Annotated in this window: 20 protein-coding genes; 14 read left to right on the top strand and 6 right to left on the bottom strand. The window is 62.6% G+C overall.

What is annotated here, in order from left to right:
* The first annotated feature begins 108 nt into the window (after window positions 1-108).
* From AC2FMD_RS01580 to AC2FMD_RS01570, 3 genes are read left to right on the top strand one after another with little or no spacing between them, the layout of a single operon-like run.
* Window positions 109-1,242: an aminodeoxychorismate synthase component I gene (locus tag AC2FMD_RS01580; RefSeq protein WP_496794576.1), complete on the top strand. Its 1,134-nt coding sequence runs from the start codon at window positions 109-111 to the stop codon at window positions 1,240-1,242.
* Window positions 1,197-1,844 carry an aminotransferase class IV family protein gene (locus tag AC2FMD_RS01575; RefSeq protein WP_496743356.1) on the top strand — a complete coding sequence of 216 codons (648 nt, stop codon included), beginning with the start codon at window positions 1,197-1,199 and terminating at the stop codon, window positions 1,842-1,844. Before AC2FMD_RS01580 ends, AC2FMD_RS01575 begins: the two co-directional genes overlap by 46 nt.
* Complete coding sequence (locus AC2FMD_RS01570) at window positions 1,841-2,512, top strand: CPBP family intramembrane glutamic endopeptidase (protein WP_496794575.1); 672 nt, start codon at window positions 1,841-1,843, stop codon at window positions 2,510-2,512. The genes AC2FMD_RS01575 and AC2FMD_RS01570 overlap by 4 nt, the downstream gene beginning before the upstream one ends.
* Window positions 2,513-2,517: 5 nt before the next feature.
* Here the strand turns inward: AC2FMD_RS01570 and AC2FMD_RS01565 are convergent, their stop codons facing one another.
* Window positions 2,518-3,744, bottom strand: a complete 1,227-nt coding sequence (locus tag AC2FMD_RS01565; RefSeq protein ID WP_496741148.1) for a class I SAM-dependent methyltransferase — start codon at window positions 3,742-3,744, stop codon at window positions 2,518-2,520.
* A gap of 194 nt (window positions 3,745-3,938) precedes the next feature.
* Here AC2FMD_RS01565 and aspS point away from each other — a divergent pair, with 194 nt between their 5' ends.
* The gene (gene aspS / locus AC2FMD_RS01560; RefSeq protein WP_496794574.1) at window positions 3,939-5,714 is read left to right on the top strand and encodes an aspartate--tRNA ligase; all 1,776 of its coding nucleotides are present in this window, start codon (window positions 3,939-3,941) and stop codon (window positions 5,712-5,714) included.
* A gap of 279 nt (window positions 5,715-5,993) precedes the next feature.
* On the opposite strand, the gene AC2FMD_RS01555 is transcribed toward aspS, so the two are convergent.
* Window positions 5,994-6,713 (bottom strand): response regulator, encoded by a 720-nt coding sequence (locus tag AC2FMD_RS01555; protein WP_496794573.1) that lies wholly within the window; start codon window positions 6,711-6,713, stop codon window positions 5,994-5,996.
* Between the two features lie 134 nt (window positions 6,714-6,847).
* Here AC2FMD_RS01555 and mce point away from each other — a divergent pair, with 134 nt between their 5' ends.
* Genes mce through AC2FMD_RS01540 form a run of 3 tightly spaced genes read left to right on the top strand, consistent with a single transcriptional unit; the run spans window position 6,848 to window position 8,911 of the window.
* Window positions 6,848-7,252, top strand: coding sequence for a methylmalonyl-CoA epimerase (gene mce / locus AC2FMD_RS01550; protein ID WP_496681779.1), 405 nt, complete (start codon window positions 6,848-6,850; stop codon window positions 7,250-7,252).
* A gap of 21 nt (window positions 7,253-7,273) precedes the next feature.
* Window positions 7,274-7,549 carry a DUF1467 family protein gene (locus AC2FMD_RS01545; protein WP_496681712.1) on the top strand — a complete coding sequence of 92 codons (276 nt, stop codon included), beginning with the start codon at window positions 7,274-7,276 and terminating at the stop codon, window positions 7,547-7,549.
* A 42-nt stretch (window positions 7,550-7,591) separates the two neighbouring features.
* Window positions 7,592-8,911: a ferredoxin reductase family protein gene (locus AC2FMD_RS01540; protein ID WP_496741139.1), complete on the top strand. Its 1,320-nt coding sequence runs from the start codon at window positions 7,592-7,594 to the stop codon at window positions 8,909-8,911.
* On the opposite strand, the gene AC2FMD_RS01535 is transcribed toward AC2FMD_RS01540, so the two are convergent.
* Together AC2FMD_RS01535 and AC2FMD_RS01530 are read right to left on the bottom strand one after the other, a co-directional pair.
* Window positions 8,902-9,627: an EI24 domain-containing protein gene (locus tag AC2FMD_RS01535; RefSeq protein WP_496681717.1), complete on the bottom strand. Its 726-nt coding sequence runs from the start codon at window positions 9,625-9,627 to the stop codon at window positions 8,902-8,904. The genes AC2FMD_RS01540 and AC2FMD_RS01535 overlap by 10 nt on opposite strands.
* Window positions 9,612-10,190, bottom strand: a complete 579-nt coding sequence (locus AC2FMD_RS01530) for a nitroreductase family protein (RefSeq protein WP_496681718.1) — start codon at window positions 10,188-10,190, stop codon at window positions 9,612-9,614. Before AC2FMD_RS01530 ends, AC2FMD_RS01535 begins: the two co-directional genes overlap by 16 nt.
* Before the next feature lie 119 nt (window positions 10,191-10,309).
* On the opposite strand from AC2FMD_RS01530, the gene AC2FMD_RS01525 reads away from it, so the two are divergent.
* Window positions 10,310-10,585, top strand: coding sequence for a DUF167 domain-containing protein (locus tag AC2FMD_RS01525; protein ID WP_496741135.1), 276 nt, complete (start codon window positions 10,310-10,312; stop codon window positions 10,583-10,585).
* Here AC2FMD_RS01525 and AC2FMD_RS01520 read toward each other — a convergent pair.
* Window positions 10,573-10,821 carry a DUF8831 family protein gene (locus AC2FMD_RS01520; RefSeq protein WP_496681723.1) on the bottom strand — a complete coding sequence of 83 codons (249 nt, stop codon included), beginning with the start codon at window positions 10,819-10,821 and terminating at the stop codon, window positions 10,573-10,575. The genes AC2FMD_RS01525 and AC2FMD_RS01520 overlap by 13 nt on opposite strands.
* A 117-nt stretch (window positions 10,822-10,938) precedes the next feature.
* On the opposite strand from AC2FMD_RS01520, the gene AC2FMD_RS01515 reads away from it, so the two are divergent.
* The 5 genes from AC2FMD_RS01515 to AC2FMD_RS01495 all read left to right on the top strand — a co-directional run bounded on the left by AC2FMD_RS01515 (window position 10,939) and on the right by AC2FMD_RS01495 (window position 12,876).
* Entirely contained in the window at window positions 10,939-11,649 is a 711-nt protein-coding gene (locus AC2FMD_RS01515; protein ID WP_496741133.1) for a M48 family metalloprotease, read from the top strand.
* Window positions 11,646-12,014, top strand: coding sequence for a YigZ family protein (locus tag AC2FMD_RS01510; RefSeq protein WP_496741131.1), 369 nt, complete (start codon window positions 11,646-11,648; stop codon window positions 12,012-12,014). Before AC2FMD_RS01515 ends, AC2FMD_RS01510 begins: the two co-directional genes overlap by 4 nt.
* Before the next feature lie 69 nt (window positions 12,015-12,083).
* Complete coding sequence (locus AC2FMD_RS01505) at window positions 12,084-12,353, top strand: DUF6455 family protein (RefSeq protein WP_496681731.1); 270 nt, start codon at window positions 12,084-12,086, stop codon at window positions 12,351-12,353.
* The gene (locus tag AC2FMD_RS01500) at window positions 12,350-12,619 is read left to right on the top strand and encodes a DUF6455 family protein (RefSeq protein ID WP_496681732.1); all 270 of its coding nucleotides are present in this window, start codon (window positions 12,350-12,352) and stop codon (window positions 12,617-12,619) included. Before AC2FMD_RS01505 ends, AC2FMD_RS01500 begins: the two co-directional genes overlap by 4 nt.
* Window positions 12,619-12,876 carry a DUF6455 family protein gene (locus AC2FMD_RS01495; RefSeq protein WP_496681735.1) on the top strand — a complete coding sequence of 86 codons (258 nt, stop codon included), beginning with the start codon at window positions 12,619-12,621 and terminating at the stop codon, window positions 12,874-12,876. Before AC2FMD_RS01500 ends, AC2FMD_RS01495 begins: the two co-directional genes overlap by 1 nt.
* Window positions 12,877-12,880: 4 nt before the next feature.
* Here AC2FMD_RS01495 and AC2FMD_RS01490 read toward each other — a convergent pair whose 3' ends face one another.
* Window positions 12,881-13,123 (bottom strand): CDGSH iron-sulfur domain-containing protein, encoded by a 243-nt coding sequence (locus tag AC2FMD_RS01490; protein WP_496688524.1) that lies wholly within the window; start codon window positions 13,121-13,123, stop codon window positions 12,881-12,883.
* Window positions 13,124-13,343: 220 nt separating this feature from the next.
* Between AC2FMD_RS01490 and AC2FMD_RS01485 the strand changes: the two genes are divergently transcribed.
* Window positions 13,344-13,532 (top strand): hypothetical protein, encoded by a 189-nt coding sequence (locus AC2FMD_RS01485; protein ID WP_496681739.1) that lies wholly within the window; start codon window positions 13,344-13,346, stop codon window positions 13,530-13,532.
* Window positions 13,533-13,550 lie beyond the last annotated feature (18 nt).

The raw sequence follows: 13,550 nt of genomic DNA, 5'->3' as shown, positions 1-13,550 counted from the left end.
TATAGGGACCCGGGCAAAAGGTGCAAGGGGGATCGGAAACGGAATCGAAATTGCCGCTTTCCCCCCTTTCCCTTGGCACCGTATTCTCTATATGCCGCGGAACGGTAGATGAGGAAGCAATTGCGCATTCGTTTCGATCAGGGACCCGCCGGTCCGGGCACAGGTTTCGACCGGCCTACCCAGGTGATCCGCGCCGACCGGGCGGAGCAGGTGCCCCATGCCTTGGCGGCGCTGGATGACGCGCGCGCGAAGGGCGGTTGGCTGGCCGGTTATGCCAGTTATGAGTTGGGTTATGCGCTCGAGCCGAAGCTGACCGCGAGGCTGCCCGGAAACCGTCGATTGCCGCTGTTGTGCTTTGGGGTATTCGATGGCCCGAGCGTGCACGACCTGCCGTCCGGTGCAGCCGGGCTGACTGCGTTTCAGCCGCGTTGGAGCGAGGCGCGCTATACCGAAGCCTTCCGCGCCGTGCATGATGCGATCGGGGCCGGGGACATCTATCAGGCCAACCTGACATTTCCCATTGACCTGGAAACCGAGGGCGACAGCGCCGCGCTCTACGCCGCGCTGACCGCCGGACAGCCGGTCGGCCATGGCGCGCTGGTCCAGCAGGACGGGCTGCCCGATCTGCTCAGCCGCTCGCCCGAGCTGTTCTACCGCACCGATGCCGACGGGATGATCGAGACCCGGCCGATGAAGGGCACCCAGCCGCGCAGCGCCGATCTGGCCGAGGATGCGCGTCGGCGGGATTTCCTGTCCTCGGACGAAAAGAACCGGGCCGAGAACCTGATGATCGTGGACCTGCTGCGCAATGACATCAGCCGCGTGGCGCTGCCGGGAACCGTTCAGGTGCCCGAGCTGTTCAAGGTCGAGACCTACGCCACCGTGCATCAGATGGTGTCGCTGGTGCAGGCGCGGCTGCAGGTGGGGGCCGGGCTGTCCGACATCCTGACGGCGCTGTTTCCCTGTGGTTCGATCACCGGGGCGCCCAAGATCCGTGCGATGGAGATTCTTTCGGATCTGGAGCCCTGGCCGCGCGACATCTATTGCGGCACCATTGGCTGGGCCGCCCCGGATGGGCGGTCGGAATTCAACGTCGCGATCCGGACCTTGATGGTCGAGGGCAATCGGGCCACGCTGAACGTCGGCGGAGGCGTCGTCTGGGACAGCACTGCCGCGTCGGAATACGAGGAAGCGCTATGGAAAGCCCGGTTCGCGCACCAACTGAGCCTGATTTCCGTCTGATCGAAACCTTTGCGTTTCGGCCCGGGCAGGGCTTTGTGCGGCTGGAGCGCCACCTGCGGCGCATGGCGCGCACGGCGGATTGGCTGGGTGTTCGGTTCGACGTGCGGCGTGTGGGCGAGGTGGTGGCCGGCGTGGCCGGCGCGGACCCGCTGCGGTGCCGGTTGACTCTGGACATGACCGGCACGCCCGAGGTCACCATGGGGCCTCTGGCGGACAACCCGCCGGGCTGGACGGTGGGCATCGCCACGCCGCGGCTCATGTCCTCGGACATCTGGCTGCGTTACAAGACCACCCGCCGCGCGATCTATGATCAGGCGCGGGCGGAATTGCCCGACGGCGTGGACGAGCTGTTGTTCCTGAATGAACGGGATGAACTGTGCGAGGGCACCATCACCAACCTGTTCGTCGAAACGGAAAACGGATGCCTGCTGACACCGCCGGTTGCAGCGGGCCTGCTGCCGGGCATCCTGCGCGAGGAACTGATTGAGACCGGACGCGCGGTCGAGGCGGTCTTGACCCTGCATGATCTGGCCACCGCGCACCGGGTCTGGATAGGCAATTCCTTGCGCGGTTTGATCCCGGCCCAAGTGATATTGCCATGAACGACCGCAGTTCTGCGCGTGGATTGCAGGTGTCGAACCTGCGCCTGAAGGCTGAATTCGTGGCGTTCTATGTCGCGGTCCCTTTGCTGATCGCGGTTCTGTTTCCACCCGACTGGATGTTTCCGGCCCTGTTCTTCTTCACCGCTGGCGGGATCGCCCTGCTGCACCGCACTCCGGGCTTTTCCTGGGCCGAGCTTCGCTATGGCTGGCGCAACTGGCGCTGGGCCGAGGTGATCGGGTTCTCCTTGGTAATGGCGGCGATCTGTTCGGCCCTGGTGATGTCCACGCGCCCAGATGCGGCCTTTTATCTGCTGCTGAACCGGCCAGAATTTCTGGTCGTGATCTGGCTGGGCTATCCGTTGCTGTCGGCGCTTCCGCAAGAGTTGCTGTTCCGCACACTGTTCTATCGCCGCTATCACGCGATTCTGCCTGACGGCACGGCCTTGCCGTTGCTGAACGCCGGGCTGTTTGCCTTTGCCCATCTGATGTATTGGAGCTGGATCGTCGCCGCGATGACATTCGCGGGCGGGCTGCTGTTTTCCTGGGCCTACCGAAAGCGTGGGTTGTTCTTCTATGCGGTGCTGCTGCACGCGATCGCGGGCAACATCATCTTTGCCGCCGGGCTGGGCGAATTCTTCTATTCCGGAAACGTGCAGCGCCCGTTCTAGGGACTTTACTCGGCGGCGTTGCGCATGTCTTGACCCGGCTGATACAGATAGTCCCGCGTTAACGGCACCGCGTCACGGCGATGGCCCAGTTGCAGTTGGAAAACGGTCTGGTCGCGCTCCTCGAACACCAGAATGCAGGCGGTCAAGTAGAACCGCCACATGCGGATGAACCGGTCGTCATACATCGCGCGTACCTGATCCAGGTTGCTCTCGAACCGGTCGCGCCAGGCGCGCAGAGTCAGGGCATAATGCAGCCGCAGGCTTTCGACATCCAGAAACCACAGGCCGGTGCGTGCCACGGGTTTGACGATTTCCTCGAGCGACGGGACATAGCCGCCCGGGAAGACGTACTTGTTCAGCCAAGGCGACTGGCCGGTGGGCGGCCCATTGCGGCCGATGGAATGGATCAACGCCACGCCGTCGGGCTTCAACAGGGCCGCGACCTGGTCGAAATAGGTGCGCAGCTGTGGCGCGCCCACATGCTCCAGCATCCCGACCGAGACGATCCGGTCGAACTGATCCTGCATCTGCCGGTAGTCCATCAGCCGAATGTCGACGCGGTCGGCTAGCCCGGCCTGCCGTACTCGTGCGGTCGCAGTGTGGTGCTGGTTTTGCGAAAGGGTCAGCCCGGTCACCTGCACGCCGTGGTCACGCGCCAGCGTCAGGGCCAGCCCTCCCCAACCGCAACCGATGTCCAGCACGCGCATTCCGGGTTCAAGGCACAGCTTGCGCGCGATATGCGCCTTTTTGGCGGCTTGTGCCTGTTCCAAAGTCATCCAGGGCTGCTGGAAATAGGCGCAGCTGTACTGCATGTCAGGGTCCAGCATCAGCCGGTAGAAGTCGTCGGACAGGTCATAGTGATGCGCAACATTGCGCCGCGCCGAGCGGACCGAGTTGCGCTGCAGGATCGGTCGCAGCAGATACCCGGCCCAGTCCTGGATCTGCTGCAGCAGGGGCAATGACCCGCTGGCCGCGCATCGAATCGCGATCCGCATGGCGCTTTCCAGGCCGCCTTCGTCGACGGTAAGGGTGCCGTCCATGTAGCCCTCGCCAAAAGCCATCTCGGGATTGCGCACCAAGCGCGCCATCAATGCGGGGTCATGCAGGGTGACATGCGCCTCGGGCTGCGTGGCGTCGCCATAGGTGCGCGCCGTCCCGTCAGGATAGGTGATCCGCAGAGTTCCGCGGGTGATGAAACCCCGCAATACGCGATCCAAAACAGTTTGCCACATCGGCCGAACACCTCCTTGCTCAAGGGGCCTGGCTCCCGCGTGCCGGGAAAACTATTCAAGTTCACATGTCCAAAAGATAGCGATTTTTTCGAATTTGTCTGCATTCCGGCCCGCATCGCGCCCCAACCCTTGACTTCCCGACGTGATCGCGGTGTATCGGCGCGACGAATTCAGCGCCCGAAGGGATACCATCCATGCACGCTTATCGCAGCCACACCTGCGCCGATCTGACCGCCGCCAATGTCGGTGAAACCGTCCGCCTGTCGGGCTGGGTTCACCGGGTGCGAGATCACGGCGGCGTGCTGTTCATTGACCTGCGTGACCACTATGGGGTGACCCAGGTCCTGTGCGACGGCGACAGTGATGCATTCAGCGCGTTGGAGAAAGTGCGCTCAGAATGGTGCATCCGCATCGACGGCACGGTCAAGGCGCGCGACCCCGAGTTGGTGAACCCCAAGCTGCCCACCGGCGAGATCGAGGTCTATGTCCGCGAACTGGAAGTGCTGGGCGCGGCCGAGGAACTGCCGCTGATGGTGTTCGGCGATCAGGAATACCCCGAGGAAACGCGCCTGCGCTATCGTTACCTGGACCTGCGCCGCGAGGCGATGCAGCGCAATATGGCACTGCGCTCGGACGTGATCGCCAGCATGCGCCGCCGCATGTGGGATCAGGGCTTCCGCGAATACCAGACTCCGATCATCACCGCATCCAGCCCCGAGGGCGCGCGCGACTTCCTGGTTCCGTCGCGCCTGCATCCGGGCAAGTTCTACGCGTTGCCTCAGGCGCCGCAGCAGTTCAAGCAGCTGATCATGGTGTCGGGCTTCGACAAGTATTTCCAGATCGCCCCTTGCTTCCGCGACGAGGACCCGCGCGCCGACCGCTCGCCCACCGATTTCTACCAGCTCGACCTCGAGATGTCCTTCGTCACCCAGCAGGACGTGTTCGACACGATCCAGCCGGTGCTTACGGGTATCTTCGAGGAATTCGGCAATGGCCGGAAGGTCGACAAGGTCTGGCCGCAGATTTCCTACAAGGACGCGGCGCTGTGGTATGGCACCGACAAGCCCGATCTGCGCAACCCGATCAAGATGCAAGTGGTGTCGGACCATTTCCGGGGGTCCGGTTTCGCGATCTTCGCCAAGCTGCTGGAACAGGAAGGCACCGAGATCCGCGCGATCCCGGCGCCGGGTGGCGGCAGCCGCAAATTCTGCGACCGGATGAACGCTTTTGCCCAGAAAGAGGGCCTGCCGGGCATGGGCTACATCTTTTGGCGCGAGGGCGAGAACGGAATGGAAGCGGCCGGCCCGTTGGCCAAGAATATCGGCCCCGAACGCACCGAGGCTATCCGTCAGCAACTGGGTCTGGGCAAAGGCGACGCGGCCTTCTTCCTGGGCGGCAAGCCCAAGACCTTCGAAAAGGTCGCGGGCAAGGCGCGCGACGTCATCGGCGAGGAACTGGGCCTGACTGACAAGGACCGCTTCGCCTTTGCCTGGATCGTGGATTTCCCGATCTACGAAAAGGACGAGGAAACCGGCGAAATTGATTTCGAACACAACCCGTTCTCGATGCCGCAAGGTGGCATGGAGGCGCTGCAAGGCGACCCGCTTGAGGTCAAGGGCTATCAATACGACCTGGCCTGCAACGGCTACGAGATCGTCTCGGGCGCGATCCGCAACCACAAGCCCGAGATCATGCTCAAGGCCTTCGAACTGGCCGGCTACGGCGAGGAAGAGGTCAAAAGCCGCTTTGGCGCGCTGTTCAACGCGTTCCACTATGGCGCCCCGCCGCACGGGGGCTGTGCCGCCGGCATCGACCGGATCGTCATGCTGCTGGCCGACGAGGCCAACATCCGCGAGGTCATGATGTTCCCGATGAACCAGCGCGCCGAGGATCTGATGATGCAGGCGCCGTCGGACCCGACCTCGGATCAGTTGATGGAACTGGGCCTGCGCATCATTCCGCAGGATTGATCCGGCCCGCTCGCACCTCCCTGTTCACGCGGCCAAACCAGGTTCAGCGGATGCGCACGTATCCGCGGGCCCGTTAGGTTTTGCCGTGGGCGGCCGGTCTGGGCCGATTGTTTCGGCCGGGACCCTTTCGGCAGGGCGAAGGTCCCAAGACCGCAAGTTTTAGTCCAGCCATCCGGGCTGATTCAGTCGATTGACCCGTATGGACCGCGCCTGCCGCCGGGTCTGTCGGTACCACCAGGCGCAAAGCAACGCGGTGGTGATGAAATACGCAGTGATCATTCAGATTGCCTCGCGCCGTTCAAGGCGGTTTTGCACCAGACCGGCGACACGGGCGGCCAGGACCGTTACGGGGGCGCCTCTGACGCGTGAAATGGCCAGCTGTTGCGCCGCTTCGGCCAGAACGGAGTCACCGGCGTCGCGCGCAACGCCGCGCAGAAATTGCGCCGCATAGTCCAGCGTTCGGTCATCGGCGGGCCCAGTCAGAAGGTCGGCAATGTGAGCCATGTCGTCCTGATAGGCCATCGGATCCGGAGAGATTTCTTCGTCGCGGACTGCATGCAGGTTTCCGGGGCGCCGGTCCTCCGGCAGCAGTTGGAGGATTGTTGTTTGAAAATGAGCCAGCGATTTCAGCGGCTTGGTCATGAAGCCATCGGCCCCGGCCCTTAACGCCAGATCTTGCGTGCCGTCGTCACCGGACATGCCAAGAATGGCGCTGATGCGAGGGCTGGCGATGTTGAGTTCCGCGATCAGATCGGCGCCTGAGCCATCGGGCAGGCCCATGTCCACGATGATCACGCTTGGGCGGTAGATCTGAAGATGCCGCCGGGCGGATCTGAGGCAGTCCGCGCGCCGGATACGGGCGCCGCTGTGCAGGCACATCAATCGCAGGGCGTCGCAGGCATATCGGCTGTCCTCGACAACCAGAATCGTCTGCCCAAGCAACGGCCGTGCGGCGCTTGGAGCAGGGGTGGATGCGGCGAAGGGCACCGAATCGTCCATGGCAGAACTCCTTTCAGCAGATGCCTCACGCTAGGAAGATCTGGATAACACAGGGTTAACGCGCGTTTTGGCGCACTTGCCCTTTGCAGGGGCAGCGCCCATAACCGTCGATGACCCGAACAAAGGAGTATGTCATGATCGGCCGCCTCAACCACGTCGCAATCGCGGTTCCCGACCTCGAGGCCGCTTCGGTGCAGTATCGAAACGCGCTGGGGGCCAAGGTCGGCGACCCGCAGGACGAACCCGATCACGGAGTTACCGTCGTGTTCATCGAATTGCCGAACACAAAGATCGAATTGCTGTACCCGCTGGGCGAAGATAGCCCCATCAAAGGGTTTCTGGAAAAGAACCCTTCGGGTGGCATCCATCACGTCTGCTACGAGGTCGAGGACATCATCGCCGCGCGCGATCACCTGAAGGAGACCGGTGCCCGCGTGCTGGGCAACGGAGAGCCCAAAATCGGCGCGCATGGCAAGCCCGTTCTATTCCTGCACCCAAAGGATTTCAACGGCTGCCTCGTCGAACTAGAGCAGGTCTGAACTGGGCAAGGAGGTTCTTGTATGACCATTACGGCCGCGCTGGTTCTGTTCGCCGTCATCTGGTTTCTGACCCTGTTGGTCGTATTGCCCGTGCGCATCAAGACGCAGGGAGATCTGGGCGACATCGTGCCGGGCACCCATGCGGGCGCGCCGGAAGTTCACCACATGAAGAAGAAACTGTGGATCACCACCGGAATTTCGATCGTCTTGTGGGCGATCATTGCCGGAATCATCGTGTCGGGTGTCATCTCGATCAGGGATTTTGACTGGCTGAACCAGCTTGACCCCGTCGAGTGACACCGGCCGGGCGATTGCTTTTGCATAGGGGAGTATCGGCTCGTGCCGAGGCAGGTACTGATCGTCGGATATGTGGTCCTGCTGGTGACGCCGCTGGCCCTGGCGGGGATGCAGGGGCTTCCCCTCCGGTCCCTGTGGGATGAGCTTGCGACCGGCGCAGGTCTGGTCGCTTTGGCCATCCTGCTGGTCGAGTTCCTGTTGTCGGGCCGCTTTCGTTTGATCTCGCGTCGGATCGGCATGGATGTGACGATGCGTTGGCATCGGGTTCTGGCGCGCGTGGCCTTGGTGTTGGCCCTGTTCCATCCCTTTCTGTATCAGGGCGCGCGCAACCCGCCCTATCCTTGGGACTCCACGCGCCAATTGACCCTAAGCTGGGAGCCCGAGACCATCCTGCCCGGCGCCGTCGCCTGGATGTTGCTGCCGGTCTTGGTGGGGTTGGCCCTGTCGCGGTCGGATCTGGGAAGAAAATACCAGAACTGGCGGTTGGGTCACGGATTGATGGCTCTGACCATTGCGGGTTTTGCCATCTGGCACGCGCTGGCGGCGGGCCGCTACAGCGCAGACCCGGTTCTGACCGGCGTCTGGCTGGCATTGGGGGCGGTTGCCGGTGCGTGTATGCTGCGGGTCTATCTTCTGGCGCCGCTCGCCCGGTTGCGCCGACCATGGCGCGTGACAAGTGTCGGGCCGATTGCCGAACGCACCTGGGAACTGGTGCTGGCGCCGGACGGCCATGACGGGCTCAAATTCCAGGCCGGACAGTTTGCTTGGCTGCAGGTCGGGCACGGCCCGTTTTCAGTGAACGACAACCCGTTTTCCATCGCCTCGGCGCCTTCGGAGGGCCCCGAGATACGGTTCGTCATCAAGGAACTGGGCGACTTCACCCGCAGCTTGGGGCGGATTCCGATCGGTGCGCCGGCCTATTTGGATGGTCCGTTCGGGCATCTGACCCCGGTCGAGCGGGACGCACCGGGCATGGCGCTGATCGCCGGGGGTGTCGGGATCGCCCCAATGCTGAGCATTCTGGACGAGTTGCGCGCGCAGGGCGATCCGCGCCCGGTGACGCTGGTCTACGGCAACAGGTCGGCGGCACAGATCGTCGATTCCGACAGACTTGCCGCGATGGAACGGGGCGGGCATCTGCGCCTGGTTCACGTGGTTTCGGAACCGGCCGAGGACTGGACCGGTGAGGTAGGGGTGATCGACCGGTCTCTGTTGCGCCGTTTGTTCGACGATGAGGCGCGCCGAAGCTGGTTGTTTGTCCTGTGCGGCCCGCCCGGAATGCTGACCGCGGTACAGCAGGACTTGACCGCGCTGGGCGTACCCCGGCACCGGATTCTGTGTGAATCCTTCGTCTATGATTGACGGGCTACCTCGGGCCGGCCGTTCAGCGCGTGGAAGATATGCGTGAAGGTGGCCGCTCCGAGGATCGGAATCACGAGGTTGACCAGCGGAAAGGTCAGCGGGATGGCCATCAACGTGCCGGCAATCCAGATGGTCGAGGCATGCTGCGCGCGCAACCGGCGCGCCCCGTCCCGGCCGACCCGGCGCATGGCGGCCAGCGTGAAGTATTCGCGCCCCAGAAGAAAACCGTTCATGCCCCAGAAGATAAACGGCATGAGCGGCGGGAACAGGGCATAAAGCACCAGGGCCAGCAGGTTCGCGACAATCAGAACGCCCAGGAACCCCAGCGAATCCAGAACCGCGTCTGCGACCGGAATGCGGGGGACGGGCGGAAGGGCCGGATAATGCTTGTCCTCGACGGCCTGGGCGACCTCGTCCAGGAACATCGAGGTGATCGCCGAAGCCACCGGAATCATGAGAAAGATCGGAAGGATCAGCACCAGCACAATGCCGGAGTAGTTGAGGACATCGTTCAGCCACGGCACGGCCCCGACAAAAGGCAGCGAAATCTCAGAGCCTGACGCGAAGTTGATCAGCCAGATGGCCCCGGTGCAAGCAACGACCAGCAACAGGATCGTCAGGCCGATGCCGCGCATCAGGACCTTGCGGAACCGGGGGTCTCCGATCTGGCCGAGGGCGGCGAAAAAGGCGTTGAGAACGATCACTCGGACACCCATTCGGTGATCGCGTCCACATCCGGACGGGGGCGTTCGGGCGGAGCGGTGCTTTCGGTGGCGATGTGGATCAGCCCGGCAACCCGCTCGTTCGGCGCCAGGCCGAGACCGCGTTCGCAGAATTCCCGGTCATGCGTTTGCCAGCCCGACAGCCAGTTTGCGCCCCAACCCGCGGCCAGCGCCGCGTTCAGCAGGCCCAGGCAGGCCGCCCCGGCCGAATAGGTCTGCTCGATCGCAGGGATCTTTTCGGACGGTTTCTGAACCTCGATCACGGCAACGGCAAGTTGCCCCATGTCGAACTGGCTGCGGGCTTTTGCGATCTCGTCGGGGCTTTTGCCCAGTGCCTGTCCACGCTCTTCGGTCAGCGCGGCCAGACGGGGCATGGCGCCTTTTTCCAGAACGATGAACCGCCACGGCTCCAACTTTCCGTGATCGGGGCAGCGGGCCGCCGCAGTCAGCAGCGGCATCAGTTGATCGCGGTTCGGCGCGGGCGCAACCAGCGTCTTGGCCGGGCGAGAGCGGCGGGATTGCAGAAATTCCAACGCGGCCGGGTTCTTCAGAGACATATGTTAACCTTTTTCACATGGGCCATTGGTATTTCGGGCAGACAAGGCGTCATTTCAAGGGCAAACTCTCATCTCGAAAGACTCAGGCTCAATTGAATTGACCAAATGGAAAAAATTGTATGGCCGAACCAAAACTGAAGCACCTGCCGGATCTGAGCCATCTGGCCAAGGATGGGCAACGCATCGCCGTGCGCGCGACACCCAAGGCCGCGCGGGATCGTATGCAGGTGGATGGTTCGGTCGTCCAGATCTGGGTCACGGCTCCGGCCGAGGATGGCAGGGCAAACAAGGCGGTGGCCCGAATTTTGGCCAAGGCGATGGGTGTCGCGCCTTCTCGACTGACCCTCGTGCAAGGGCAGGCCGCGCGGGACAAGCTGTTTGCCTATGATCCTTGATCGTCCGTCTCACGAATCTGGTAGACCCCTTCGGGCAGGTCCAGCGCGGCGGCAAGGTCGCGCAACTGCCCGGCCGAGAGCGTGATCTTCTGGATGCGGTCGGTCCGCGGGTCGAACTGTTCGATGGTGACGCATTCGGCAAAGCTGTTGATGACCACGTCTTCCTGCAGGGGCGGCGGGCCTTCGTCCACCAGGGTGATGACCGTCGAGTCGAATTCATGTTCAATCGAAAACATGATCCAACAGTGCCCGGCCTGATGGCCCAATGCAACCATCGATCGGTTCGTCCGCTGTGGTCTCTCGGGTTCGGCTGCGCTAGGCTTTACGCCGGATCTGAGGGAAGGATATCGTGGATGCGCCGCGTTTTTGTCTTGCTGCTGCTGGCCTTGGCCGGGTGCGGCGCCGCCGTCGAGCGCCACGTTCTGGTGCCGGCCGAGGCTTGGGCGCCGACCTCTCTCGCCTTGCGGGACAAGGCCGAAACCTTTCGCCAGGTCAGCCGCGCGGTTGCCGGGGCGGCGGGCGCGGAATGCCGCCGGCAGACCAAGGGCCAGAACTGTGACTTCGTGATCCTCGTAGATCTTGCCCCTTATTCGCAGCCCAACGCCTTTCAGACGCTGGACGAACAAGGCCGGCCTCTTGTGATCTTCAACCAGGGCATGATCGGGTCGGCCCGCAACGGCGACGAGATGGCCTTTGTGATGGGCCACGAGGCCGCGCATCACATCATGGGCCATATTGCGCGCCAGATCGAAAACGCAAAGGAGGGTGCGCGCGTCTTTGGCGAGTTGGCCAAGGCCCAGGGCGAGGGGCCGTACGAGATCGAACGCGCACAACAACTGGGCGCCGAGGTGGGCATGCAGAGCTATGCCAAGACATTCGAGTTGGAAGCGGACGTGTTGGGAACCGTCATCACCAATGCAGCCGGATACGATCCGCTGAAGGGAATGGCCTATTTCAGCCGCATCCCCGACCCGGGAGACCGTTTCCTGGCGTCGCACCCGCCCAATGCCAAACGGGTCGAGGTCGTGCTGGAGACCGCAGCCGATCTGGGGTTGATGGAATGACGGAACTGACCCGTCTTGGCGTTGTTTTGACCGACCGAGGCTCGAAATATGCGGTTTCGGGTGCGTCGGTCGGAAGCCGTGACGACATCGATGCCGTGTTGCGGGCGTTGAAGGCGGACAAGCTGTATGCCAAGGCCACCCACAACACTTGGGCTGCTGTCCTGCCGACAGGTGCCCTCAAGGCCGATGATGGCGAAGCCGGAGCGGCCATGGTCATCCTGCGCATGATGCAGCGGGCGGGGCTGCAGGACCACGTGATTATCGTCACTCGCTGGTATGGCGGAAAGAAATTGGGCGGCGACAGGTTCCGACGGGTTCAGGACGCGACGCGGGCCTATCTGGACCGTCTTGGGGCGACTGCTTGACCTGTATCAAGGGCCACGCGGCGCATTTGCCGTATCGTCAAAGCCATCGGTATAAGGAAAGGCGGGGCCATGACACCTAAAGAGACGCTGAAGCGCCATGCGGATCTGTTGGACCGGATGGCGGATCAGGTGGGCGTTGACCTGCAGGAAGCCGCGATTTCAGGCGCAGTTTCACTTGATCAGTTGTCAGACGCGGTGTTGCGGTGCGCCGAATGTCCGGACCCGGTCTGTTGTGCGCGGGGGCTGGCCGGCGAGGAATTCGGGGGCAAGCCGCCGGAATTCTGCAGAAACCGCGAGATGCTAGGCCGTTTGGGCCGGACTTCACGGGGGCAGTCATGAAGGTGCTGGGCGACACCGCGCGCCATCTGCGCCTTGTGCTGAAAATGGGGCGCATCACCCGCACGGATCTGCTCGTTGCCTACCGTTCGGGTGGTCTGACGCAGCAGGACTGGGCACAAGCAGTTCGGCGCTGCCGTGGTTGTGGGCGGGCAGAGATGTGCCGAGATTGGCTGTCAGGCGCGAAGATCGGTGCGCGGGTACCTTTCGCATGCCCGAATCTCGGGTTGTTTCATCGAATTCGTGCAGAGACGGGTCAGGAGTTGTGATGCGGCACATACATCTGGGAGATATCGAAAAACACTTCTGGCTTGCCCGCTCGGTTGCCCGTCGCATGGGGGTTTCGCTGACCGAAGCCATGGCCGACGGGCGTCTGAGCCACCAGGCTTATGCCGAGATCGTTACCCGATGCAGGGCGGCCGACTGCAGCAAAGGCTGTGTCCTGTGGCTGGCCGAGCAACAGGCCGAAATGACGCCCGAGCCGCCTTGTTGCGCGATTGCGGATGCTCTGAGGCAATTGCGCTGAGCGGCTAGAGCCGGGAATGCGTGCCGTCGCAAATCGGAGGGTTTTGGGTTTGCTTGCATCCACAAAAAAAGACTTTCCGCGTCGCTTCAGCCTTGTATGAGACGGGTTCGATTCCGGTGCCCTTATGTGAACCGTCACAAAGTGGCTGACGCTTGGATCTCCCGCACCGGCACCAGAAATAGGTTTTTCCTTCGATCACCTCGACTGGATAGGGGGCCTTGCGGGCGATTATCGGTGGTTCAGCCATTTTGCTTGTCCTTTCAGCGAAAAATCATCAATTGGTTCGGGTTGCATTGTAACCTGACGGACTGCCTTTGCTTAGGCTAAAAATGGGGCACACGGCATGGTTTTGCCCTGGTTCACGACCGTGTGATCCAAAATGTTGCCACGCGGCCATATTGGCCGTATTCTGGGCGCGGCCCCGAAAAGTTGGGCAATATCAGAAAAGTATTGAAGGATTGATGGACATGAAACTGAAATTCGCTGCCGCAGCCGCATTTGGCTTGATCCTGACCGCCTGTGGTCAGCAGGAAGAACCCGCTCCGGTCTACATCCAGCCCGACTATGATAAATACGGAACGCCCAGCTGCTCGGCCGGATATGAACTGGCAACAACCGAAGCAGGTCAGACCGTCTGCAACCCGGTCAGCCAGTAAGGCTTTACCAATTTTGGC

This window comes from Ruegeria sp. BHSC276 (assembly GCF_059612945.1).
Note: the sequence above shows the minus strand (reverse complement) of the source record. Positions and strands in the feature narration are given on the sequence as shown.

Excerpts from the sequence above, each read along its gene's own strand:
- AC2FMD_RS01580 (WP_496794576.1), top strand. The coding sequence starts at position 109 with ATGAGGAAGCAATTGCGCATTCGTTTCGATCAGGGACCCGCCGGTCCG.
- AC2FMD_RS01575 (WP_496743356.1), top strand. The coding sequence starts at position 1,197 with ATGGAAAGCCCGGTTCGCGCACCAACTGAGCCTGATTTCCGTCTGATC.
- AC2FMD_RS01570 (WP_496794575.1), top strand. The coding sequence starts at position 1,841 with ATGAACGACCGCAGTTCTGCGCGTGGATTGCAGGTGTCGAACCTGCGC.
- AC2FMD_RS01565 (WP_496741148.1), bottom strand. The coding sequence starts at position 3,744 with ATGTGGCAAACTGTTTTGGATCGCGTATTGCGGGGTTTCATCACCCGC.
- aspS (WP_496794574.1), top strand. The coding sequence starts at position 3,939 with ATGCACGCTTATCGCAGCCACACCTGCGCCGATCTGACCGCCGCCAAT.
- AC2FMD_RS01555 (WP_496794573.1), bottom strand. The coding sequence starts at position 6,713 with ATGGACGATTCGGTGCCCTTCGCCGCATCCACCCCTGCTCCAAGCGCC.
- mce (WP_496681779.1), top strand. The coding sequence starts at position 6,848 with ATGATCGGCCGCCTCAACCACGTCGCAATCGCGGTTCCCGACCTCGAG.
- AC2FMD_RS01545 (WP_496681712.1), top strand. The coding sequence starts at position 7,274 with ATGACCATTACGGCCGCGCTGGTTCTGTTCGCCGTCATCTGGTTTCTG.
- AC2FMD_RS01535 (WP_496681717.1), bottom strand. The coding sequence starts at position 9,627 with ATGGGTGTCCGAGTGATCGTTCTCAACGCCTTTTTCGCCGCCCTCGGC.
- AC2FMD_RS01530 (WP_496681718.1), bottom strand. The coding sequence starts at position 10,190 with ATGTCTCTGAAGAACCCGGCCGCGTTGGAATTTCTGCAATCCCGCCGC.
- AC2FMD_RS01525 (WP_496741135.1), top strand. The coding sequence starts at position 10,310 with ATGGCCGAACCAAAACTGAAGCACCTGCCGGATCTGAGCCATCTGGCC.
- AC2FMD_RS01520 (WP_496681723.1), bottom strand. The coding sequence starts at position 10,821 with ATGTTTTCGATTGAACATGAATTCGACTCGACGGTCATCACCCTGGTG.
- AC2FMD_RS01515 (WP_496741133.1), top strand. The coding sequence starts at position 10,939 with ATGCGCCGCGTTTTTGTCTTGCTGCTGCTGGCCTTGGCCGGGTGCGGC.
- AC2FMD_RS01510 (WP_496741131.1), top strand. The coding sequence starts at position 11,646 with ATGACGGAACTGACCCGTCTTGGCGTTGTTTTGACCGACCGAGGCTCG.
- AC2FMD_RS01505 (WP_496681731.1), top strand. The coding sequence starts at position 12,084 with ATGACACCTAAAGAGACGCTGAAGCGCCATGCGGATCTGTTGGACCGG.
- AC2FMD_RS01500 (WP_496681732.1), top strand. The coding sequence starts at position 12,350 with ATGAAGGTGCTGGGCGACACCGCGCGCCATCTGCGCCTTGTGCTGAAA.
- AC2FMD_RS01495 (WP_496681735.1), top strand. The coding sequence starts at position 12,619 with ATGCGGCACATACATCTGGGAGATATCGAAAAACACTTCTGGCTTGCC.
- AC2FMD_RS01490 (WP_496688524.1), bottom strand. The coding sequence starts at position 13,123 with ATGGCTGAACCACCGATAATCGCCCGCAAGGCCCCCTATCCAGTCGAG.
- AC2FMD_RS01485 (WP_496681739.1), top strand. The coding sequence starts at position 13,344 with ATGAAACTGAAATTCGCTGCCGCAGCCGCATTTGGCTTGATCCTGACC.